This window comes from Runella sp. R5_40 (assembly GCF_057652295.1).
The window spans coordinates 358942-382169 of sequence record NZ_JBYFCH010000001.1; the positions used below are offsets into that span (position 1 = coordinate 358942).

The window sequence follows — 23228 nt, forward strand, 5'->3', positions numbered from 1 at the left end:
GTGAACGGTTATTTTTCGTTATTTTACTCTTAGAACGCTAAAAAGGGCAAAGGTTTATAATGCCTTGGTTAATGATTGTTAACAGCATTTTTAAAAGATTTTAGTAACTTGCTACGGGCTTTTTTTACCATCATCAACCAAACATTTCCATGCAAAAAACTTTCCTCATTGGCGGGCTACTCTGTGCCTCCACCCTCTCCTTTGCACAAAAAAACATTTCGGGTTTTTCGGCATCTAATCAGTCGAAACAAGAAAAAATCGAACAAGAGTACCGCACCAAGCAGTCGGCCGAACGTTTTAAAACTCACTTACAAAAACTGACCAGTGTACCACACTTGGCAGGGACTCCTGAAAATGAAAAAGTCCGCGACTACATCGCCGACATCATGCGCAAGGCTGGCTTGCAAGTGGAAATTTTTCCGCACGATATTTATTTATCAAAAAGCCCAGGTGAAAGTCTGGTAGAAGTGGTAGAGCCTGTCCGCCTTCCACTCAACAATCGCGAGTATATTGTAAAAGAAGACAAGTATTCGAGCGACCCTCGCCTTACGCCTGGCTGGAACTCGTATTCGGGCTCTGGCGACGTAACAACCGAAGTTGTGTATGCCAACTATGGCCGCAAAGAAGATTTTGAACAGTTGAAAACCATGGGCGTTTCGGTCAAAGGAAAAATTGTACTGGCGCGTTACGGTGGCAACTTCCGTGGCTACAAAGCCAAGCACGCCGAAGCAGCGGGTGCAGCGGGCGTCATTATTTATACCGATCCTGCTGATAATGGCTATACCAAAGGCATTACGTTTCCCGAAGGTTCACAGTCGAACGATAACACCATCCAACGGGGGTCGTTGTTGACCGTCGATTACACAGGCGACCCACTTACTCCTTTTGAACCCGCCCTCCCACTCGATGGCCCTAAGAAAGTAAAGCGCCTTGACCCCAAAGACGCGGCTTTCCATAAAATCCCCGTGACGCCATTGCCTTGGGGCTCGGCCGTTGAAATTCTCAAAAGAATGACGGGCAAAGGTGTCCCTGCGGGCTGGCAGGGTGGTTTGCCGCTGGCGTATCGCTTAGAGGGTGGCCCAGAACTCAAAGTGCGGCTCAAGGTAAAACAAGACAAAGAGTTTGTCCGAATTTATGAAGTAGTTGGGACTCTTACAGGTAGCGAATTTCCCGACGAGTGGATCATTGCGGGTTGTCACTACGATGCTTGGTCTTTTGGCTCCACCGACCCCAACAGCGGTACTGCCATGCTTTTGACCCTGGCCGAGTCGTTGGGTAAAATGCCCCAAAAGCCCAAACGTACCATTAAGATTTGTCACTGGGATGCTGAAGAACACGGCGTCATTGGCTCGGCAGAATGGGTAGAGCAAATGCGCGACGAACTGAGTGCCAAAGCAGTTGCCTACATGAACTACGACGCAGCGGTATCGGGAAAAATTTTCGGAGGAAGTGCTTCCCCTTCGCTCAAAAAACTACTTATTGAGGCTTCTCAGGCCGTAGAATACCCCGACTCTAACAAAACTGTTTACGAACATTGGATGGCTCAAAAAGGCGGGCGCCGTGGTAGCACGACCAATGTAGGTGGTTCGGCTCCCGTATTGGCCGATAGCGAACCCAGCATTGGCAACCTAGGCGGTGGTTCTGACCACATTGCGTTTTATATGCACGCAGGTATCCCGTCGTTGAGCGCGGGCGTAGGCGGGCCAACTTTGTACCATTCTCAGTACGATGACTTATTTTTCTACAATAAATTTGTGGACTCTACCTACAAAATGGGGCCAATGGTAGAACAAGTAGTAGGAACGATGTCGTTGCGTTTGGCTAATGCCGACATTTTGCCTTACGACGTTTCGCGTTATGCTACCGACTTGGCGACGCACCTCAAAACCGCCGAGAAAGCCATCAAAGCTTACGCTCCTACTTATTCACTGGATAAGTTGTTGGCGCAAGTAGAAACGCTCAAGCAAAACGCTCAAAACTACGAAAGCCGCATCAAAACGCTTTTGGCCGCCGACCAAATCGACAAAGCCAAAGTGACGGCTATCAACAAAGAATTACGGGATTTGGAAAAAGCCTTTATTGATCCTAAAGGCATGGCGTATGGCTCGTGGTACCGTTCGTTGTATGCCTCGTCTGATCCTTACAGTGGGTATGCGTCTTGGATGTTGCCCGCTTTCCAGTACGAAGCATCGTTGAAGTCAACGGCCAATTTGCCTGATTTGGAAGCCCGCCACGCGAAAGCGATTGATACGCTCAACACCAAAATTGTGGCCATCAACCAACAATTAGGCGGTGCAAGTGGCTCCTTGGGCGGAGGGAAGAATTAGGACTAGAATACAAAAGAACATGAATGTGGAGGTTGCTCACAACCTCCACACACATTATTAATCCTCAAACAAATTCCCCAATCCTCCCAAAACCGAGCCACTTTCTTTGCGGGCTTGTGGGCCATAGATAGAAAGGCGATCGACTAATTTTGAGATTGGCATTGACTGAATCCAGCATTTTCCTGTTCCTTGAAGGGTTGCCAAGAAAATACCTTCTCCCCCAAATACCATTGATTTGAGACTACCCGAGCGCTGAACGCTGAAATTCACAGAAGGTTCAAATGCCACAACGCAGCCCGTATCCACACGAAGGGTCTCATTGTTGAGTTGGCGCTCAATCACAACCCCACCTGCGTGTACAAACGCCAAGCCGTCGCCCTGTAATTTTTGAAGAATGAAACCTTCCCCCCCAAACAAACCACTTCCCAAACGCTGGTTGAAGTGAATGCTCAACTTTGTACCCATGGCAGCACACAAGAAGCCATCTTTTTGAACAATCAACGTATTGCCGTAGGTATTTCTCAAGTCGATAGGCATGACAGTGCCAGGATAGGGTGCCGCAAAAGCTACTTTCCGCTTGCCATAACCACGGTTGGTGAAGTGCGTCATAAACAACGACTCTCCAGTAAGTAAGCGAGAACCTGCTTGGAAGATTTTGCCCATGATGCTTTGGTTGGGATTTGTGCCGTCGCCCATCTTGGTTTCAAACTGAATGCCGTCTTCCATAAAAAGCATCGAGCCTGCTTCTGCAATCACCGTTTCGTTCGGGTCTAACTCAATTTCGACGATTTGGATGTCTTCGCCAATGATTTTGTAGTCAATTTCGTGAGAATACATGGTTTACTGTTTGTTAAGGTTATTTGGAATTTCTACGTACATTACTCGGTGTCCGCGCCTTCATTGAGGTCGTCGCGGTGACGTAATTTTTTATCGTCCACGTGTTTATTCAAAAACTGATTGATTTTATCAATGTCAATTGTTGACGTAATTTCCCCAAATGAATTGATACGAATGTCGAAGCCATCGAGGTCTTTATGAACCCGAGGTTTCTCGGTCCCTTCGGGCGGGGTTGCTTTTTTCTTGCTCATTGTGGTTGAATTTTTCACGAAGTTAGAAACCGATTCCCCTATTCGCAATAGGCTTTGACTAAACGGTGACTTTTTTCCGATTTATGGTCAAAAACGCAGGCTCAATGGTTTGCTTATGCTATTTGTGCGTCGTCCGTTACTCGCAGCAGGCTGGTGGGCACTGTTTGTGGTAGTTTTGATAGGTATTGCGTGTTTACACAACCCTATCTTTCATCCTTGCACCTCTGCTCTTCTCTTTCTGTTAATTTTGGGTTGGAAATGTACGCTTGTGACATTTCCCAGCCTCGATGATGATGCCCCATTGATGACCCCAAAAAATGGCGTTCTTTTTATTTGGTTGTGCAAGTTAGTCATCATTCCCACCGAAATTCTGTGGGTCGGCAACCACATTTCTTTTAGCGAAACTGTTTCATCCATCGCCCTCGAATGCTGCATTATCCTGGCCTCTTTCCTATTTTTTGCCTTAGGTTGGCACTACAGTCCACTTTTGCCTTCCCAAGTCTTATGGCGTCCGTTTTCGTACCCAGCGCGTTATGGTTGTTTTTACCTCGCTATCGGTCTTATTTCTATCCTCTTGTTTTATGGTTCGTTTTCTAGCTACTGGACGGGGGCATTGTTTACCTACACCACCCATGAGGCCATCGAAAACCTCAAAGGAAATTTTATTGGCGTACTGGCTAATATTGGTCAGCGATTTGGTTTTTGGGGAATTGTATTGCTTTGGTACAGCTACACCATTCGCCAGTCACGGCGTTTAAAATGGTTTGAGCACCTCGTTTTTCTATTGCTGGCTTTTACCCTCACCTTTAGTAGTAATCGGGCCAATATGGCCTTTCCTGTTCTCGCCTTTCTGAGCGTTATTCTCGTTTATTTTCAACCCAAACGCAAATGGTTATTTAAGGCTTTGGGCATTGGTCTTATCTTTTTGGTGCTGTTTTACGGGCATTTACGGGTGCAACCGTCGCTCGACACCGAACAAGTCGTGCTGTTATTTGACCATTACACCGACGCCGAAAACAACTACCTCGAATACGCTTCACAGCTTTACCTTGGCAGTCCTTACCAGTTATCGCCTTTGCTATCGGTCGTGAATCCGCCTTTTACGCTTGTTGCTTCACTGCTCGAACCCGTTCCCATAGTGGGCAAAGCATTTCGCGAAGAAAGTGGCCCTTTTTTGTACAATTCCGTCATAAACAACCTTCAAGCACAAGACAAGGTCATTCCCGTTGCAGGCGAGCTGTACCTCAACGGTGGGATGCTACTTGTCGCCATCGGGCATTTTCTAATTGGCATTATTTATCGCTGGCTCGACCGCCTTTTTCAAAAGTACCGTTTCACTAACCCTCCCCTTGCGGCGGCTTATTTCTACCTTTCTACGCTTTTTGCGGCCACCTTGCTGCTCAGTCTGACGGTACTGTCACAGTTTGTTTTGTTCAACGCCGCGCCTGCATTATTGATAATCACCATAAATTGGTGGCAAATGCGTAAGGGTTACTCAACATAGTTGGTTATATTTGCATCTTTGTTTAACTCATCATCCCCCAATTTTAAGTTGCGCACATGGAAAAAATAAAAGTGGCTAACCCTGTCGTCGAACTTGACGGCGATGAAATGACCCGAATCATCTGGCGTTTTATCAAAGATAAACTTATCCTGCCATACTTAGACGTTGATATTAAATACTACGACCTTGGCATCGAATACCGTGACGAAACAAATGACCAAGTAACGGTTGACGCCGCAAATGCCATTCGTCAATACGGTGTGGGTATCAAATGTGCTACTATCACTCCTGACGAGCAACGTGTAGAAGAGTTTGGTTTGAAGCAAATGTGGAAATCACCTAACGGAACTATCCGTAACATCTTGGATGGTACTGTATTCCGTGAGCCAATCGTTTGCCAAAACGTACCTCGTTTAGTAACTAACTGGGATGCGCCAATCATCGTTGGACGTCACGCGTTTGGTGACCAATACCGCGCTACTGACTTCGTTACGAAAGGTAAAGGAAAGTTGACTATCAAGTTTGAAGGTGAAGACGGAACGGTTATCGAACACGAAGTTTACAACTTCAAAAGCGATGGTGTAGCCATGGCAATGTACAACACCGACGAATCAATCCGTGGATTTGCCCGTGCTTGTCTCCAAGTAGGTTTGCAAAAAGGATGGCCTGTGTATCTTTCGACAAAAAACACCATTTTGAAGAAATACGACGGCCGCTTCAAAGATATTTTCCAAGAAATCTACGAAACCGAATTCAAAGACAAAGGCGTTCACTACGAGCACCGTCTGATTGATGACATGGTGGCGTCGGCTTTGAAATGGAACGGTAACTTCGTGTGGGCATGTAAAAACTACGACGGAGACGTTCAATCGGATACTGTAGCACAAGGCTTTGGTTCATTGGGCTTGATGACTTCAGTTCTTTTGACGCCAGACGGTCAAGTGATGGAAGCTGAAGCTGCCCACGGAACAGTAACTCGCCACTACCGCGAGCACCAAAAAGGAAACCGTACTTCGACCAACCCAATCGCTTCTATCTTTGCATGGACGCGTGGTTTGGCTTTCCGCGGTAAATTGGACGGCAACCAACCACTCGTTGATTTCTGTAACGCACTCGAAGCCGTGTGTATCGAGACGGTTGAAAGCGGAAAAATGACAAAAGATTTGGCAGTGTGTATCTATGGTAACAAAGTAAACCACGGAGAGCACTACCTCTATACTGAAGAGTTTTTGGATGCTATTGATGCCAACTTACAGGCTAAAATAGCGAAATAAATTGTTCTTCTTCCCCTCTCTCAATACTGGGAGAGGGGAATTTCTTTTTCTACCAGTGCGTCGCTTAGGTTTACTTCTTTTCTTCTTCTGCTCGCTTTCTACCGTTTATCCTCAACAACGCCCCAACGGCCACTTTTTGACCGATAGCATTGAGGTAGGAAAGCCTTTTAAGTACGCACTAAGTTTTCGACATTCGCCTCGGGTTGAGGTTTTTTTTCCCGATACCAGCACTGCTTTTCGCCCCTTTGAGGTCATCAAGCTCGACTATTTCCCGACCGAAACCAACGCCAAAGGAAGTTTGGACAGCGCCGTCTATACCCTTCTTTCGTTTGAACTCGTCGAAAACCAATCGCTTTCGGTGCCAGTTTGGGTAAAAGAAGGTCGCGACTGTACGGCCATTTATTCCGAAGTCGATGCTATTAAATTGCGTGAACTCATCAAAGGAAACATCCCCGATTCGCTTCACTTACAGGCTGATACATTGGTGGTAACGTTAAAAAGCCAAACCAACTACCCGTATTTGGTACTCATAGGATTACTCATTAGTTTGATTGGAACGGGCGTTTATTTGCTCTTTGGCGAAGCCCTGACCCGCCAATGGGAGTTGTATCAAATGTTCTTGAGAAATCGGGAATTTAAACGAAGCTTTACCCGCCTTACCCGCGACATCAACGGCCCCAAAGGCATCGAAAATGCCGAAAAAGTGGTGGTACTTTGGAAAATTTACTTGCAGCGACTCGAACGTAAACCTTACGTGACTTACACCACCAAGGAGATTATGGATAACCTGCCCGACGAACAATTGGCCGAAGCCTTGCGGTCGATTGACGGGGTGATTTATGGCGGGGTATCGTCGAGAAACACGGCGGATTCGCTCAACACTTTGCGGAATATTGCCGACCAAACCTACCGTAACAAACGCATTGAACTCCTTCAAAAAGGACGAACAAAAGCCAAACAATCTTAATCATGGCCAATTTTATTCTTCTATCCACGCCTATGCTCGGCAGTAGTTTTTCAGCCTATCGCGTAGCTATTATTGACGGGGCAAAAACCCCGACCCTCACTGCTTTTTACCAAGCCATCGAAAAGGGACTTGGCTTTCCCGAAGATTTTGAACATGATTTGGAATCGCTCGACGATTTTTTGAACGATTTGGAATGGATTTCGGCGTCGGACGTAGCCATTTTTGTCAAAAACTCAGACGGCTTTTTAGCGCAGGAAAAACCCAAAAAACTATTTGAACTTCTCAACCTGCTTGATGCCACTGCCGAAGACTGGAAATGGGTGGACGATGACATGGCTCCTAAAAACGTCAAAATCGTTTTCCAAACCAGCGAACGCATCATCTCTCTTCTCGACGAAGAAGGCATTGCGTACGTGGTTCAATAAAACGCATCTTCGATGTGGTGAACCTTCACAGTACCTGAATTAATAATGACCGAAACGACATCAAAACGAATGTCGCCGTGCCAATCGCGGTCAAAAATGTAGTTTTCGGCGGCCTTCATAATGAGTCGGCGCTTGGTGGCGTCCACAAACTCTTCGGGCATTCCGTAGCTGAGGTTGGTACGGGTTTTTACCTCCACAAATACCAAAATTTTGTTCTTTTTGGCAATAATGTCTATTTCAGCGTGGCGGTAGCGGTAATTTCTGACAATGATTTCGTAGCCTTTGTCGGCCAAAAATTCGGTGGCTTTGTCTTCGCCTTGTTTTCCAGTGTCCAAATGTTCTGCCATGAGCGTGTGCGTTAGCCGCCCGCGCGTCTGTACTCTTTTTGGTACTGCAAGGGCGATTTTCCAGTGAGGTTTTTAAATTGTCTGTTGAAGTTTGAGACGGTGTTGAAGCCGCTTTCGTAACAGATTTGGGTCACTGAAAATTTTTCTTCGATCAACAACTTGCACGCATAGCCCACCCGAATCTCACTCACGAAGTCAGAAAAAGTCTTATTCGTACGGCTTTTAAAATACCGACAAAAAGCCGCTTCGGTCATATTAGTGAGCGCTGCCACTTCGTTGAGGCGGAGTTCTTCTTTGAAGTGTTTCATCACGTATTCGTGCACCTTCTGCATTCGCTCCGTTTCCGAAACTTTGTGGGTATTGACGTACCCAACGCTCGTGATGTAGGTAGTTTCGGTAGAATGCGACAAGTAATTCAGCATGGTCAAAAGCTGGATAATTGCCTCAAAACCATCTGTTTTCGACAATTGATTTAAACTCTGACGTACGTACTCACGCGCACTTCCGACAATGTCAAGCCCTCGGTAACTCTTCTGCAATAACTGTCGGAGCAAGTGCATTTCTGGTTTTTGGAAAAATGATTCTCCCAAAAAATCTTCCGTAAAATACACCACAACACCGTGCGTTTTTAGCCCTGAGTTTCCCTCAAAATACGCTCGGTCGCTACGCCAAAGGTGAGGAACATTAGGGCCCAAAAAAACAGTATCTCCTGCTTCAAAATGTCGAATATCGTCCCCAATAAACCGCGTCCCCGACCCTTCTACTACGGTAAAAATCTGGTAGTGGGGGTGGAAATGCCAATTAGGGTCAAAATGAGCTTCAACTAGCTCAAGCGCCATAAAAGAAGACGTTGGCGCACTCAGCTCTTTGCGTAAGGGTATTCTCATCTTGCGTGTGGGTTAGCTATTATTTAACAAAAATAGAAGAAATATGTTCCTATCTCGGTCAAAATACAGTTAAAAACACTTACTACATCCATTCCCAAGCACTTTGATAGGCGTCTATCGACTCGGCATAAGCAATAAAATCTGCATAAAACGGAAACTGCGCCAAGGTAGCACTGTCGCCCACAATGACCAATTTTTTACGGGCTCGGGTCATTGCTACGTTCATCCGTCGGATGTCTGACAAGAACCCAATCACACCTTCGGCATTGCTTCTGGTCATGCTGATATAGACAATATCCCGTTCTTGTCCTTGAAAACTATCCACGGTATTTACGGCAATAGCAGGCAAAAAAGATTGCAAATCAGCGACCTGCGTCAATTGGCTGCTTAGGACTTGGATTTGTTGTTTGTAAGGCGAAATAATGGCCACGCTTGGCACTTCGTTGGGTGTTTTGGTTTTGGAAGCCCATTCGGTCATAAACTGACTGAGGTGCTTGAGCAAAAGACCCGCTTCTTCGGGGTTAGTCGCGCTCGTACCTTCTATTTTTTCGTCGAAACCACAGCCAGCGGTATCAATAAAAAGCAAAGGTTTATCTTCCGCAAAAAGGCGTCGTTTGGCCACAGATGCGTGGGCTTTCAGCAGATTTTTGTAAAACACCTGCGACGAATAACCCATAATTTGCTCGTTCATGCGGTATTGTTCTTCGAGCAACGTCACGGCTTGCGGATGCAGTTCGACGCATTTTTCGAGCAACGTCTTACTCAATCCACTTTTTGCCGCTGCTTCCGATTTGATGGTTGGCGGAAGTTGGCAATGGTCACCCGCCAATACCACCTTTTCAGCTTTCAGCAGCGGAATCCAGCAGGCAGGTTCAAGGGCTTGCCCCGCTTCATCAATCACCACCGTCTGATACCTCCCCGACCGTACTGTATAATGATTAGACCCTACCAGCGTAGCCGTCACGACTTGCGTTTTGGTCATCAAATCATCAATGATGTACTGCTCCGTGTTTGCGACTTCTTTCATGATTTTGTGCGCTTCCTCAAAGAGTAACTTACGTTGGTCACGTTCCGATTTCCCAAAACTTCGCTTGTACTTGTGCGCCATGTTTTTAAACTCCTGCACCTGCTTTTTGAGACGCTTCACCTCTTTGATTTGGGGGTGCTCCGACATTTTACCATCGAGGGTCAAGGACATGAGGCGTTCGGTAACGCGGGCAGGATTTCCAACGCGTAACACATTAACACCCTCTAAATGAAGCTTTTCGCTCAATAAGTCAACTGCCGTATTGCTTGGTGCTACCACCAATATTTTCTGATTATCGCGGCGAACCAACGCTTTGATTGCTTGCACCAACGTAGTCGTTTTACCCGTCCCAGGAGGCCCGTGAACAATCGCTAATTCGTTGGCTTTCAGAATAGTCTGTACGGCGCGTTGCTGCGATTCATTAAGTCGCGGAAGCGCTGCTTCGGGCTCATTTTCTTTAAATGTTGGGGTTTTATTTCCCGCCAACACCTGTACAAGTTCTCTGGTGGGAGTGGCTGCCCCTTCTGCTACGGTCATCGCTTGCTTGAGCGCCGATTGCATTTCTTCGTAACTATTATCATCAAAAAGCACTTCCACGCCCAGCTTCCCATCACGGGTCCAGTCGGGCAGCTCGTCGGTGCGGAGGGTGATTCGCAGTCGGTTTCCGCTTTGGTGCGCAATCGTGCCTTCTACACGGTCATTTTTAGGGTCGTGGTTGCCAAAGAAAACCGCAGGAATCCCAAAACGAAATTGGTGTGAAATATCTTGGTGCGTCGTGCGTTCGAGTTCGACCGTCAAATAATCACCCCTACTCATTTCCGAACCACGTATCGCCACGGGATACCACGTGAGGCCATTGGCACGGCGCTCGGCTACCGAAGCTTGTTCTGTCAATCGTTGGTATTGGCGTAAATCTTCTTCACGCTCTACTTTCAGTAATTCTTGTAAATTTTTGAAATAATTCATGCACAAAAGTAGGCTATATTCTTCGAAACCTTGCCTTTTAGAAACAGGTTAGATTTTCGCTAGCCTTGTTTACAATAACATTTTTTTAACCAAAATTCATTCAAAATAAAACTTTTCAATCAAAATATAGTCGAAACCTGCAAACAAACAATAGGTTTTTAGCACTATTTCTCCATAAAATTGCATTATGAAATACAGTATGAATTTGTTGCTTTGGGGCACTCAAATCGACGAGAGCCTCTTCCCGACTTTAGAACTGATTCGGGAAATCGGATTTGAAGGGGTGGAAGTACCCATTTTCAATACCAACCCTGACGCTTGGCATCAGTGGCGTAAAAAATTGGACGAATTGGGACTGCACCGCGAATGCGACACGTTCTGCGGTCCTGCCGAAAATCTCATTAGCTCCGACCCTGCCATTCGTGCCTATGCGCTCGAAAACCTCAAGCGGGTTGTTGACTGTGGGGCTGTGCTTGGAGCAACCAAGCTTATGGGGCCTTATCACTCGGCTTTGGGCGTTTTTACGGGGCAACCTGCCACAACCGACGAGTGGAAATGGGGAGTAGAAGGAATTTACCAATTGGCCGACTACGCCCAACAGCAAGGCATTTTATTAGGATTAGAATACCTCAATCGCTTTGAATTATACCTCACCAGTTGCGGCGACGAACTCGCTCGCTTCGTCGATGACGTCAACCACCCCAACTGCAAAATCATGTTTGATACCTTCCATGCCAACATCGAAGAGAAAAACATTGGGGATTGTATCCGCAGCATGGGCGACCGCATTGCGTTTATTCAACTTTCAGAAAACGACCGCAGCACGCCAGGAAAAGGAAACGTGGACTGGAAAGGCACGTTCCAAGCCATCAAAGACATCAATTATGACGGCTGGTTGAGCATCGAAGCATTCAGTCCGAAACTCCCTGCGGCCAATATTTGGCGCAAAATGTTTGATTCGGAAGAACAACTCATGCGCGACGGCTTGGCCTTTATCAAAAAATCTGTTCTAGCTTAACGACTTATATTCACCTCTTTATTTGATTCCAAAAAACACCCAATCAACACGTTTTTCCATGAAAAAAATTAACATTGCCATTGTAGGTCTGGGCTTTGGTGCCGAATTTATTCCGATTTATCAGCGCCACCCAAACGCCAATATGTACGCCATTTGCCAACGTAACGTCGAAAAACTCAACGCCATTGCCGATGCTTTTGGCATTGACGTGCGTTATTCTGATTACGACGAGTTACTCAAGGATCCAAATATCGACGCGGTTCACATCAACTCTCCCATTCCTAACCACGCCGAACAAAGCTTAAAAGCACTTCGCGCAGGCAAACACGTGGCTTGTACGGTTCCGATGGCTACCAGCGTAGAAGAGTGCATGGAAATCGTAAAAACCGTCAAAGAAACGGGCAAAAAATACATGATGATGGAAACCGTGGTGTATGCCCGCGAGTTTTTGTTTGTCAAAGAATTGTACGAAAAAGGCGAACTAGGGAAAGTTCAGTTCTTGAAAGCATCGCACCAGCAAGACATGGACGGCTGGCCTGATTACTGGCCAGGGCTGCCTCCAATGCACTACGCGACGCACTGCGTTGGGCCAGTGGCAGGTTTGCTCAAATTAGAAGCCGAGTATGTGTCGTGTTTTGGTTCGGGCACTATTCGTGAAGAGTTGGCCAAAATCCACAACTCGCCTTTCGCGGTTGAGTCGGCGCACATCAAGTTCAAAGACAGCGACTTGAGCGCGTATGTCTATCGTTCGTTGTTTGACGTAGCGCGTCAGTACCGCGAGAGTTTCGAGGTGTATGGTTCTAAGAAATCGTTTGAATGGCCACTCATCGAAGGCGAAGAGGCGGTGATTCACACGGCGAAAAAAGAAGAGCACGAAATTCCAGAGCGAGTAGCTACCCCAGATTACGCGCACCTTTTACCCGCCGAAATTCAAGATTTCACGACCAAAGGGGTTTATGACATTGCTGAAAATACGCACCTTTCATTTACCCAAGGTGCTGGACACGGTGGCTCTCACCCGCACTTGGTACACGAATTTTTGATGGCGTTGGTGGACGACCGCGAGCCGTTCCCAAATGCTGCTCAGTCGGCCAACTGGACGTCGGTGGGTATTCTTGCGCACGAATCGGCCATGCAAGGCGGCAAACTTTTGCAATTACCTGATTTCTTTAACGCATAAAATGCGATAATTTCTACAAACGTGATTGGTTCGGAAAACCAGTCACGTTTGTAGAAAATCATATTACAAAAACCACAAATGGTTCGGAGAACCAAAAACGTTTGTAGAAAATAACAATCACACCAAAAACCACAATTGGTTCGGAGAACCAAAACGTTTGTAGAAAATAACAATCACACCAAAACCACAAATGGTTCGGAGAACCAAAACGTTTGTAGAAAATAACGTTTATAAAAAATCATATCATAAAATCTATTTCCCTTAGTAACAAATAATTTTCTAACCATACAATGAAACGCTTTCTAACCATTGTTTTGTCGGCGATTTTGTTGTGGCAATGCGCCACTCAAAAAACAACGCAAACGACCCAATCGCAACAAGCGACCAAGCCCCGCCGCATCGAAATCTTGTTTCTGGGCGACAACGGCCACCACCGACCTATCGAGCGCGTGCCGTCTATCATGGGAGCGCTGGGCGCCAAAGGCATCAACTTTACCTATTCGGACGACCTTAACGACCTCAACGCAACCAACCTAGCCAAGTACGACGGCGTGCTCTTGTACGCCAACTGGGATACCATTAGCAAACCCCAAGAACGTGCGTTGGTGGATTACATCGCCAGCGGAAAAGGTTTTATTCCAGTTCACTGCGCTTCGTATTGCTTCCGCAATTCGGACGAATTGGTAAAAATCATGGGGGGACAATTTTGGCGCCATACGTGGGATACGATTCGCCCCGTTTGGACCAATCCCAACCACCCTGCCATCATGGGCGCGAAGATGTTCAAAACGTTGGACGAAACCTACCTTCACACCAAGCTACAGCCCGACAACCTCGTGCTGACTGAGCGTGAAATTCAGCCCGACCAATACAAAGACAAGCCCAACACCAAAACCGAGCCTTATACGTGGGTTAGGACGCACGGCAAAGGCCGCATTTTCTACACGGCGTATGGCCACGACGACCGTACGTGGAGCCAACCCGAATTTATGACTTTGTTGGAAAAAGGAATTCGCTGGGCCGTAGGCGACCAAGCCGTCAAAGATTTAGCCGCCCTCGATCCACTTCCGTTTACGTACAAAGAATCAAAACTTCCTAACTACGAAAAACGCCCAGGGCCACAACTTCAACAAAATGCCGTTTCGCCGCAAGAGTCGATGAAACACATTCAAGTTCCTGCTGACTTTACGTTGGATTTGTTTGCGTCAGAGCCTAACGTCATGCACCCCATCGCGATGAGTTGGGACGAGCGCGGCCGTTTGTACGTGCTTATTACCAAAGATTACCCCAACGAACGCAAAGACACGGGCGGTACTGACTATATCCTGATTTGTGAAGATACCGATAAAGATGGCAAAGCAGATAAATTCACCCGTTTTGCCGAAGGACTAAGCATTCCAACGGGGATGGTATTTGCCAACGGAGGACTTATCGTAAGCCAAGCACCTCACATGTTGTTTTTGAAAGATAACGACGGCGACGACAAAGCGGACGAAAAGAAAATCCTCTTCTCAGGCTTCGGAACGGGCGATACCCACGCAGGGCCTAGTAACTTGCACTACGGTTTCGACAACTGGATTTGGGGTTGTGTAGGTTATTCGGGTTTTGAGGGTAAACTCAAAGAAAATACCGATAGCTTGAAGTTTGGCCAAGCACTTTTCCGTTTCAAACCTGATGGTTCCAAAATGGAGTGGATTACCAGTACGTCTAACAATACATGGGGCATGGGCTTCAACGAAGCAGGCGATGTATTTGGGTCAACCGCCAACAACTCGCACGGCTGGTACATGGCGATTCCTCACCGCTACTTTACGGGAAGCCTCGGCATGGGCCGCGACAACGGTAGCCGTGGTACCGACACCCACAAAGACATGAAGCCCATTACGCCACGCATTCGTCAAGTGGACGTATTCGGTGGATTTACGGCCGCGGCAGGGCATAATTTCTACACGGCTCGGGCTTTTCCTAAAAAATACTGGAACCAAATTGCGTTTGTAGCCGAGCCAACGGGGCACGTATTGCACCAAAACCAGCTCGTTAAACGTGGAACTGACTACGAAGACAAAGAAGCCTTCAACCTCATGGCAGGTGCCGACGAATGGTTCTCGCCAGTGTTTGCCGAAGTAGGCCCAGACGGTGCCGTTTGGGTAGCCGACTGGTACAGTTTTATCATTCAGCACAACCCTACTCCACAGGGATTTGGCAACGGAAAAGGAAATGCCTACGAAACCGACCTGCGCGATTATACCCACGGACGTATCTACCGCGTGGGCTACAAAGAAGCGCCTGCTTATACACCGATGTCGCTTAGCAAAGACCGCCCGCAAGAATTGGTGGCGGCGCTCAAAAACACCAATATGTTTTGGCGTAACCATGCGCAGCGTATGTTGGTAGAACGCGGCAACAAAGACGTTGTTCCACAGCTCATTGCGTTAGTAAATGACACTTCAGTGGACGAAGTTGGTTTAAATCCAGCCGCTATCCACGCGTTGTGGGCATTGCAAGGGTTAGGGGCTATGTCAGACGATAACGTTCTCAAAGCAGTAGTAGCTGCGCTCAAGCACCCAAGTGCGGCCGTGCGTAAAAATGCAGTGCAAGTATTGCCTTCAACGAATGCAACGGCGCAAGCGTTGTTAAACAACAATACCCTCAATGATTCAGAGCCGTTGGTAGTATTGAATACCTTGTTGAAATTTACCGAAACTCCCCTAACGTCTGACGTTGAGAAGGCAGTTTTAGTTCGCTTTGAAAGTTCAAACGAAGCCGACGACCGTTGGTTGCCCGACGCTTTCTCGGTTATTTTGAATGCGCATGGTGGTAAACTTATGCAAACTTACCTTGCTAAACGCACGGTAGGTCAGCGTACCGAAACGAAGAGCAGCGAACCCAAAGCCGCGATGAATCACGACCACCACGCCATGAATCACGGCGCTAGCAACCAAGCATCTGCTGGAGCCACAAAACCAGATTTGGCCATTACCAATATCACCATCAATCCTGCGGTACCATCGGTACGTGAGTCGGCAAGTATTACGATTGAGATTACCAACAAAGGCGTAGCCATTCCGAAAGAAACGGTTCCTGTGGTAAAGGTAGCCATCGAAGGTTTGGGGCTTAAAATCAACTACGTAAGCTACCAGCTTAAAAACGGCATCGGCGCGGGCGAAACCATTCAGTTGGTCGAAAGCAACAACGGTCCGTGGGTAGGTCGTATGGGCTTTACGGCCGAACAAGCAGGGAAATTACGCATCAGTGCCACCATCGACGGCGACAATGCCATTTCTGAAGAAGACGACGTTAAAAACAACTCGTTGAGCAAAACCTTTGACATAAAACGCCCTGCCAAGCTCTCTGATTTTGCCTTAGAACGCGCCGCTCGTAGCCAAGCCTCTTCTACCTCATTGAGTCCAGAGTCGTTGTTAGAATTGATTACCAAAGCCAATACCTTGGACGACGACGCTCGTTATGCGGTGTTGAAGGGAGTGGTTAATGGCTGGAATCCGCGTCGTAAAGTAACCACCAGCGATGCCAACAAACTATTGCTTGTCAGCGCGAAAGACGGTATTCCAGAGGATTTGAAAAGCAAATTTACGGGCATCATCGAGTCGTTTGGGGCTAATGCGCTTGTACCTGTTGACCCTAACTTGCAAGTCATCAAAATCAAGTCGGTGAAAGAAGCGATGAAGTTTGACCTCAAAGAGTTTACGGTTATCGCAGGAAAACCCGTAGAATTGGTATTCGACAACCCAGACGCGATGCAGCACAACCTCGTGATTGTGAAGCCAAAAGCGATGGACATCGTCGGAAACGCCGCTGATAAAATGATTACGCAAAAAGATGCAGTGGAAAAAAACTACATTCCGAACTTGCCTCAGGTAGTCGCTTTTACGCCTTTGGTCAACCCTGATCAGTCGTATCGCCTCACCTTCACGGCTCCTACTGAGCCTGGTAACTACCCTTACATCTGTACATTCCCAGGCCACTGGCGCATTATGAACGGAGTCATGAAAGTAGTGAAAGAGGAAGCAAAGCCTGCGACGAAGTAGAGTCCTGTTATCTGTTAATGGTTTAGCGCTGCCAAGTTTCAAAAACTTGGCAGCGCTTTTTATTGCTACACTTTAATAATAATCCCCTTCTTGTACATCACGTACAAAATCACAAACCAGATTGTCAAAAAGGTTAGTGCTCCTGCCAAAGAGGCGTTGTATTCGTTGACAAACCAAACCCCTATCAGGTTTTTCTGCATCCATAATTGCGAACTTATCGGCCCGTCGGGGGTGTCTATTTTTATTAGTGCCAACGTCCGAGGAATAATACCCGACAAGAAAAAAACCGTAATGGCATTCACGCCAAAAGCGACCACAGGCGTCGTCCACTTACGATACCCTTGAACGTCGATGAGCCAATAGCACAGCGCCAACCCCACCATTGCCCAGCCTCCCGCGTACAACACGTACGAACTTGTCCACAACGATTTATTGATTGGGAAAAACAAGTCCGCTATGAGTCCTGCAACAACCAATCCATTCCCAGCGGCAAACAACCACGCAATTCGCTCGGCCACAGGCTTGTCGGTACGCAGCCATTGCCCCGTCAATACCCCCAGTAGTCCCGTCCCGACGGCTGGAATGGTGCTAAATATTCCTTCGGGGTCCCACACTTTGGCGGCTTTCCACAAGTGATTGGTACCCAAAATAGTCCGATCTACCCAAGCGCCTAAGTTCGTTTCGGGTTCTAAATTCGCATAGCCAACTCCAGGGACAGGCACGAACGTCATCAGCACGTAATAAGCCAACAGCACCAACGCCAGCAACCCTATTTGGGTCTTGCGGGTTGTTTTTATGTAAAGAAGCGAACAGACAAAATACACAATAGCGATGCGTTGGAGCACCCCAGGAATTCGAACCGTTTCAAAATTAAACTTTGGATACAAGCTCAAAAAAAGTCCCAAGCCAAACAGAGTCGCGCTTCGCCGTGCAATTTTCAGTACCGTGGGCGGTTTTTTTTCCATTGCAAACGCAATAGAAACGCCAACGATGAACAAAAAGAAAGGAAATACAAGGTCGGTGGGCGTGCAGCCGTTCCAGTGGGCATGGAGCAAGGGAGCATAGACGTGCCCCCAATCGCCTGGGTTATTTACCAAAATCATGGCAGCCACGGTCAGACCGCGAAACACGTCTAACGAGAGTAATCGGTTTTGCATAGGGTTGGTCAATGAAGGATTTTACCTACGCAAGATAGCCGTTTCAGTTGAGATTCCCAGCCACTTTAAGCCCACTTGGTACGCGTTTGGGAATGCTACGGTCAAAGCCTTCATCGTTGAGGGTATTCAGAAATTCTACTATGTTTGAAATGTCTTTAAAGCTGACTTTCAATGAATTTAGCAACGGGTCAAGCTGCGCTTTGGTCACGTTGGGGTTACGGATTTTGTCACCCGACAAGTCTTCATAAAACTCCAAAACGTGTTCGAGAGTACGGAGTTTTCCGCTGTGCATGTAGGGAGCGGTGTAGCGTAAATTTCGTAAGGTGGGCGTTCTAAAACGGTAACGATTGTCCACTCCTGCATCCGTTTCGGGGAGTTTTTCGTTGTCAGGCACTCCCAGCGTATGCAATTGATAATCAGACAACATGGGGCCATTGTGGCACTTGGCACAGCCCGATTTCAGAAACGCTTGCATCCCTTCGCGTTCATTGATAGAAAGCGCGGTATTGTCGCCGCGCATGTATTGGTCAAAGCGAGAATTACACCCAACGAGCGTTCGTTCGTAAGCCGCAATCGCTTGTCCGAGGGTACGGTTTGTGATGGAATCTTTAGAACCAAACGCTTTTTGGAACAACAAACGGTATTCCGCATTGGCGAGGAGGCGGTTAATTACACTATCCAACGCCGCTTCTTTGGGATAACGATGTCCCCGCATTTCTTCCAACGATTTGATCGGTTCGAGCGCTTGCGCTTCTAACCCTTTTGCCCGCAAGTCCCAAAACATGGGCGCGATACTCGCCTCAACGCGGCCATTTTCGCGAATACCGTTGAAAGCGGCGTTGAGAACCGTTTGTGAATTTCGTTTGACAAAAGGAATGTCGTTGGGCATCCGAAAAGTGCGTTTGCTTCCCAGTCCGTGGCCATTGACTCCAATGGAAATTTCCAAACTTTCGGCAAAGCCAAACTCTGGCTGATGGCAGGTGGCACAGGCTACGTCTTTGTGTCCCGACAAAATAGGGTCAAAAAACAGCAATCGCCCCAAAGCAACTTTTTCGGGAGTGGTGGGATTGTCGGCGGGGGTAGGCACACGCGTAGGCAAAGCCGCTAGTCGTGTGCTATCGTCTGGTACTTCCTTTTTTTGGGTATCAGTTTGCGTTTGGTCATGCGTCGCACAGCTTAGGGCTATCGCCCAAAGCCCCAGCAGCAAGCCTTTCCAAAGTTGTCGTAGTATCATGTGAGCAAAACTACTATTTCTATCTTTAGAAAGGTATGACCTTCGTCAAACCTAATGGATTGACATTAGTCCCAACTCATTTTATAACGAAGCGACACTAAGCCACTTTCATATACTTTAGAATCAACAAGGGTCAACCATTTACGTTCTTTCAACTCTTTGAATAGCGGTTTTCCAGCGCCCAATACAATGGGGTGAATGGAAAGCCAAACTTCGTCCACCAACCCCAAGTTCATGAGGCTACTGGCCAGTTCTGCTCCGCCAAAAAGCCATATATCTTTTCCAGGCAGCGATTTGATGGTACGTACTTGCCGTTCGATGTCGCCTTTGATAAGTTTTTTGCGTTCGAGTTTGAAGTCAGGCAACGTATTCGAGAACACGTATTCGGTTACTTTAGGCATCCAAGCGGTTTCGCCTTCGTTGGTCAACGCCATTTGGTACGTTTTACGACCTACAAACACCGCATCAATCCGTTTAAAAAATTCATTCAGTCCATAGTCCTGGTCCGTAAAGCACCAATCGTACTCTCCGTTGGGGCCTTCGATATACCCATCCAAACTCATGGCAAGACCTAAAATAACTTTTCTCATATCGTTAGGGTTTTTCTGCTTTACTGAGTGGGTTTTTCCACTCGTTTCTTTGTTTTCATTGCTACTATATTTTCATAAGAGGTGTTCACACCTTCCTCAAAAGCGATGAGTCTTACTTTGTCCAAACTCACGTGTGTCCATCCTAGCTGCCCCCATTTATTAGGAACGGGATAAAAGGCTTCATCTTCACAAAAGATTGTTTGTTGTTCAGGAGTAAACTTCAACGTTACCCATTTGTTTTCGATATTAAAGGTCGCAAAAATCTTTCCTTTGATTTTATACGCAGGTTTGTCAAAGTGCGCTTCTTCTTTTGCATTTGGCATATTGACCAATACTTCATGCGCTTTTTCTACATCTATCATTTTATCAACTTTAACTTTCGGGAAGGTCTATTATCGCTGCCAACCTTCCCGAAAGTTAGTTGTTCTATATCAACTTTCGGGAAGTTCCATTATCGCTACCAACCTTCCCGAAAGTTAGTTGCCCTATATCAACTTTCGGGAAGTTCTATTATCGCTCTGCCAACCTTCCCGAAAGTTAGTTGCCCTAATATCAACTTTCGGGAAGTTCTATTATCGCTACCAACCTTCCCGAAAGTTAGTTGCCCTAATATCAACTTTCGGGAAGTTCCATTATCACTACTAACCTTCCCGAAAGTTAGTTGTCGCGAAAATAACGCAGGGTTTGCCCATAATCCAAACCCATCGCCATTCCTCTCACGGCCATCGTAATCCGTTTTGTTTTTGTTTCAATGGTTTTTGCCGATTCTATCCACTTTGTGTAATAGTTTTGGTGACCAAGCGGCAATTTGTTAAAATACGCCAACGCCTTGGGCTCATCTTCCAAACAAGCCAGCAAATCAGCCGATTGCGGCAACTCATCCGTATCAACCTCCAGTTGCACGCTCACCACTGCCCCTTCTTTTTTACGCAAGCCACGACGCATTTCTGCATTGATTGGGATAATAAATCCTCCGTCGCCCATCGGTAGCATCGCCACGAGTTTGATGGCAAAATCGTCCAACTTTCCCTTTACTCGGTACGACGCTTTTACGTTTGGGTTTAACGCATGGGCTATTTCGGGCAGAATTTCGATGTACGTCCACCCCGTTTTTTCTCCTTTTTTGTCAAACTTGCGTAGTTCTGCGGTAAATGCAACCATTGTTTTTCGTATTTCAAGACATTTATCAAGACTTTCCAAGTTTGTTTTACATCATAAGTCAAAACTTGGAAAGTTTTTTTCAAGACTTACCAAGTTTGTTCTTCATCGTAGGTCGAAACTTGGCAAGTCTTTTTGCGGTCAAAACTTAGAAAGTCTGAGATGACACAACAAATTTAGTATCCTCCACTGACAACCCTATGTCAGTATTGTGAATCAATTTTCAAAAATATATAAATTTTTTTTGTCACTTGTGTCCAGTTTCCATCTGACCGTTCGTCATTCGTACAAATTCAATTATTTCGTATCACTAAAACACATTTACGACCATGAACAAGTACTTATTTTCATTCTGGAACGCGATCCCTGCGGAAGATGCTTTTGCCAACCTTTCTCCTGAAGACATCCAAGCCGAAATTCAAAAATGGAACAACTGGATTGGTGGCATTGCCGCCCAAGGCAAGATGATTGCCACTGAAGCACTTTATCCAACGGGCAAAACGGTTTCGGGCTCAAACCATGTCATTACCGACGGGCCATTTACGGAAGGAAAAGAAATCATTGGGGGCTTTATGCTCCTTACGGCCGATAGCATCGACGAGGCCGTTGAGTTGTCGAAAGGCTGCCCTATTTATGAATCGGAAGGGCGCGTGGAAGTTCGTCAAATCCAAAGCTTTGCGTAATTTCTGAATGACAGAGGTTCACCAACTGGCGGAGCATCTTTTTCGGCACGAGTCGGGAAAGATGCTCGCCGTCCTGACGCGTTTGTTTGGTTTTCCTAATTACGACACCGCCCGCGATGTCGTGCAAGATACCCTATTGGCAGCCATGCAACACTGGAAAGTTCACGGTATTCCCGACAACCCCACGGGCTGGTTGTACGCAACGGCCAAAAACAAGGTGCTTGACCGCCTCCGTCGCGAACGCCTGCACAACGAACTCAGTGTGCATTTATCTCATCAACTTCAATCGGAACAAGCCATGCAGCAGCACATCGACCAGCTTTTTTTGGAGCACGAAATCGAGGACAGTCAGCTTCGAATGATGTTTGCTTGCTGTCATCCTAGCTTACCCCCCGAAGCGCAAATCACGCTCATTCTAAGAACATTATGCGGTCTGAGCATTCCCGAAATCGCCAAAGCCTTTTTATCGAACGACGAAACCATCAACAAACGGCTGTATCGGGTCAAAGACAAAATTCGTAGTACGCCCATTGAGCTGGAAGTACCAACTGGCAACGAGCTTATACCGCGTTTGGACGCCATTTTAAAGGCCATTTATTTGCTTTTCAACGAAGGTTACACTTCTCAATCGCCCGACCTGCTCATCCGAAAAGACCTGTGCGAAGAAGCGCTGCGTTTGGGGACATTGTTGTACCAACACCGTTACACGGCTTTGCCCAAAACGGCGGCTTTGTTGTCGCTGATGTATTTTCAAGCCTCTCGCTTTGAGGCGCGCCAAGATGAAGAAGGTAATATTGTGCTGTTGGCGCACCAAAATCGCCAAAAATGGCATCCTCAGCTTATTAAACAGGGTATTTATTACCTCGATGAAGCCTCGCGCGGCGATGAAATCAGTTCCTATCACCTCGAAGCGGCTATTGCCAGCTACCACGCCCGCGCCGAGACGTTTGAAAAAACCAACTGGCAGGCAATTACGTATTTGTATCGGTTGCTGGAACAAATCAATCCCAGCAGTATGGTGCAGTTTAACAAGGCCATCGCCATTGGTTTTGCCGACGGCCCGCAGCGCGGCATTGATGCCTTATTGCCCCTGACAAATTTGGCCAAAAACCAGTACTACCAAGTAGCTTTGGGTGATTTTTACGCCCAACTCTCCCAAAAAGCCACCGCCAAAGCCCATTACGAAACTGCCATCCAACTCACGACCTCGAAAGCTGAATGGCAGTTGATTTGGAAAAAGATAGAAGCACTGTGAGTCGCAGTGAGCGGGGTTGCTCACAACCTCGCTTATACGCGGTTGCCGTCGGGGTATGAGTACCCCGACGCACGTTATCGCTTGTGAGCGGGGTT

General features: G+C 47.0%; 20 protein-coding genes. 10 read left to right on the forward strand and 10 right to left on the reverse strand.

Annotated features, from left to right (window positions below):
• Positions 1–149: 149 nt before the first annotated feature.
• Positions 150–2327 carry a M28 family peptidase gene (locus AC23N5_RS01590; RefSeq protein ID WP_487754242.1) on the forward strand — a complete coding sequence of 726 codons (2178 nt, stop codon included), beginning with the start codon at positions 150–152 and terminating at the stop codon, positions 2325–2327.
• A gap of 57 nt (positions 2328–2384) precedes the next feature.
• On the opposite strand, the gene AC23N5_RS01595 is transcribed toward AC23N5_RS01590, so the two are convergent.
• Both AC23N5_RS01595 and AC23N5_RS01600 read right to left on the reverse strand, forming a co-directional pair.
• Positions 2385–3164, reverse strand: coding sequence for a TIGR00266 family protein (locus tag AC23N5_RS01595; RefSeq protein WP_183972225.1), 780 nt, complete (start codon positions 3162–3164; stop codon positions 2385–2387).
• 41 nt (positions 3165–3205) lie between these two features.
• Positions 3206–3415: a hypothetical protein gene (locus AC23N5_RS01600; RefSeq protein ID WP_183972226.1), complete on the reverse strand. Its 210-nt coding sequence runs from the start codon at positions 3413–3415 to the stop codon at positions 3206–3208.
• Between the two features lie 109 nt (positions 3416–3524).
• On the opposite strand from AC23N5_RS01600, the gene AC23N5_RS01605 reads away from it, so the two are divergent.
• Genes AC23N5_RS01605 through AC23N5_RS01620 form a run of 4 tightly spaced genes read left to right on the forward strand, consistent with a single transcriptional unit; the run spans position 3525 to position 7585 of the window.
• A complete protein-coding gene (locus AC23N5_RS01605; RefSeq protein WP_487754243.1) occupies positions 3525–4919 on the forward strand; it encodes a hypothetical protein in 1395 nt (464 codons plus the stop codon).
• 56 nt (positions 4920–4975) lie between these two features.
• Positions 4976–6193 carry an NADP-dependent isocitrate dehydrogenase gene (locus AC23N5_RS01610; RefSeq protein ID WP_183972228.1) on the forward strand — a complete coding sequence of 406 codons (1218 nt, stop codon included), beginning with the start codon at positions 4976–4978 and terminating at the stop codon, positions 6191–6193.
• A gap of 55 nt (positions 6194–6248) precedes the next feature.
• A complete protein-coding gene (locus AC23N5_RS01615) occupies positions 6249–7160 on the forward strand; it encodes a hypothetical protein (protein ID WP_487754244.1) in 912 nt (303 codons plus the stop codon).
• Between the two features lie 2 nt (positions 7161–7162).
• The gene (locus AC23N5_RS01620) at positions 7163–7585 is read left to right on the forward strand and encodes a barstar family protein (protein WP_183972230.1); all 423 of its coding nucleotides are present in this window, start codon (positions 7163–7165) and stop codon (positions 7583–7585) included.
• Here the strand turns inward: AC23N5_RS01620 and AC23N5_RS01625 are convergent.
• From AC23N5_RS01625 to AC23N5_RS01635, 3 genes are all read right to left on the reverse strand, one after another.
• Positions 7579–7932, reverse strand: a complete 354-nt coding sequence (locus AC23N5_RS01625) for a YraN family protein (RefSeq protein WP_183972231.1) — start codon at positions 7930–7932, stop codon at positions 7579–7581. The two genes, AC23N5_RS01620 and AC23N5_RS01625, sit on opposite strands and share 7 nt — an antisense overlap.
• Positions 7933–7943: 11 nt before the next feature.
• Positions 7944–8819 carry an AraC family transcriptional regulator gene (locus AC23N5_RS01630; protein ID WP_183972232.1) on the reverse strand — a complete coding sequence of 292 codons (876 nt, stop codon included), beginning with the start codon at positions 8817–8819 and terminating at the stop codon, positions 7944–7946.
• An 82-nt stretch (positions 8820–8901) separates the two neighbouring features.
• Positions 8902–10812, reverse strand: a complete 1911-nt coding sequence (locus AC23N5_RS01635; RefSeq protein ID WP_487754245.1) for an AAA domain-containing protein — start codon at positions 10810–10812, stop codon at positions 8902–8904.
• 187 nt (positions 10813–10999) lie between these two features.
• Between AC23N5_RS01635 and AC23N5_RS01640 the strand changes: the two genes are divergently transcribed.
• From AC23N5_RS01640 to AC23N5_RS01650, 3 genes are all read left to right on the forward strand, one after another.
• Complete coding sequence (locus AC23N5_RS01640; protein WP_487754246.1) at positions 11000–11830, forward strand: sugar phosphate isomerase/epimerase family protein; 831 nt, start codon at positions 11000–11002, stop codon at positions 11828–11830.
• A 58-nt stretch (positions 11831–11888) separates the two neighbouring features.
• A complete protein-coding gene (locus tag AC23N5_RS01645; RefSeq protein ID WP_487754247.1) occupies positions 11889–13010 on the forward strand; it encodes a Gfo/Idh/MocA family protein in 1122 nt (373 codons plus the stop codon).
• 290 nt (positions 13011–13300) lie between these two features.
• Positions 13301–17056: a PVC-type heme-binding CxxCH protein gene (locus AC23N5_RS01650; protein ID WP_487754248.1), complete on the forward strand. Its 3756-nt coding sequence runs from the start codon at positions 13301–13303 to the stop codon at positions 17054–17056.
• Between the two features lie 65 nt (positions 17057–17121).
• Here AC23N5_RS01650 and AC23N5_RS01655 read toward each other — a convergent pair whose 3' ends face one another.
• From AC23N5_RS01655 to AC23N5_RS01675, 5 genes are all read right to left on the reverse strand, one after another.
• The gene (locus AC23N5_RS01655) at positions 17122–18213 is read right to left on the reverse strand and encodes an acyltransferase family protein (protein WP_487754249.1); all 1092 of its coding nucleotides are present in this window, start codon (positions 18211–18213) and stop codon (positions 17122–17124) included.
• A gap of 43 nt (positions 18214–18256) precedes the next feature.
• Positions 18257–19447, reverse strand: a complete 1191-nt coding sequence (locus AC23N5_RS01660) for a cytochrome-c peroxidase (RefSeq protein WP_487754250.1) — start codon at positions 19445–19447, stop codon at positions 18257–18259.
• A 65-nt stretch (positions 19448–19512) separates the two neighbouring features.
• Positions 19513–20037: a dihydrofolate reductase family protein gene (locus AC23N5_RS01665; protein WP_028523998.1), complete on the reverse strand. Its 525-nt coding sequence runs from the start codon at positions 20035–20037 to the stop codon at positions 19513–19515.
• 20 nt (positions 20038–20057) lie between these two features.
• Entirely contained in the window at positions 20058–20399 is a 342-nt protein-coding gene (locus tag AC23N5_RS01670) for an MmcQ/YjbR family DNA-binding protein (RefSeq protein ID WP_122932445.1), read from the reverse strand.
• Between the two features lie 295 nt (positions 20400–20694).
• The gene (locus AC23N5_RS01675) at positions 20695–21198 is read right to left on the reverse strand and encodes a YdeI/OmpD-associated family protein (RefSeq protein ID WP_183972242.1); all 504 of its coding nucleotides are present in this window, start codon (positions 21196–21198) and stop codon (positions 20695–20697) included.
• A 326-nt stretch (positions 21199–21524) separates the two neighbouring features.
• Between AC23N5_RS01675 and AC23N5_RS01680 the strand changes: the two genes are divergently transcribed.
• Both AC23N5_RS01680 and AC23N5_RS01685 read left to right on the forward strand, forming a co-directional pair.
• Positions 21525–21878 carry a YciI family protein gene (locus AC23N5_RS01680; protein ID WP_183972243.1) on the forward strand — a complete coding sequence of 118 codons (354 nt, stop codon included), beginning with the start codon at positions 21525–21527 and terminating at the stop codon, positions 21876–21878.
• A 7-nt stretch (positions 21879–21885) separates the two neighbouring features.
• Positions 21886–23133 (forward strand): RNA polymerase sigma factor, encoded by a 1248-nt coding sequence (locus AC23N5_RS01685; protein WP_487754251.1) that lies wholly within the window; start codon positions 21886–21888, stop codon positions 23131–23133.
• The last annotated feature ends 95 nt before the right edge of the window (positions 23134–23228 follow it).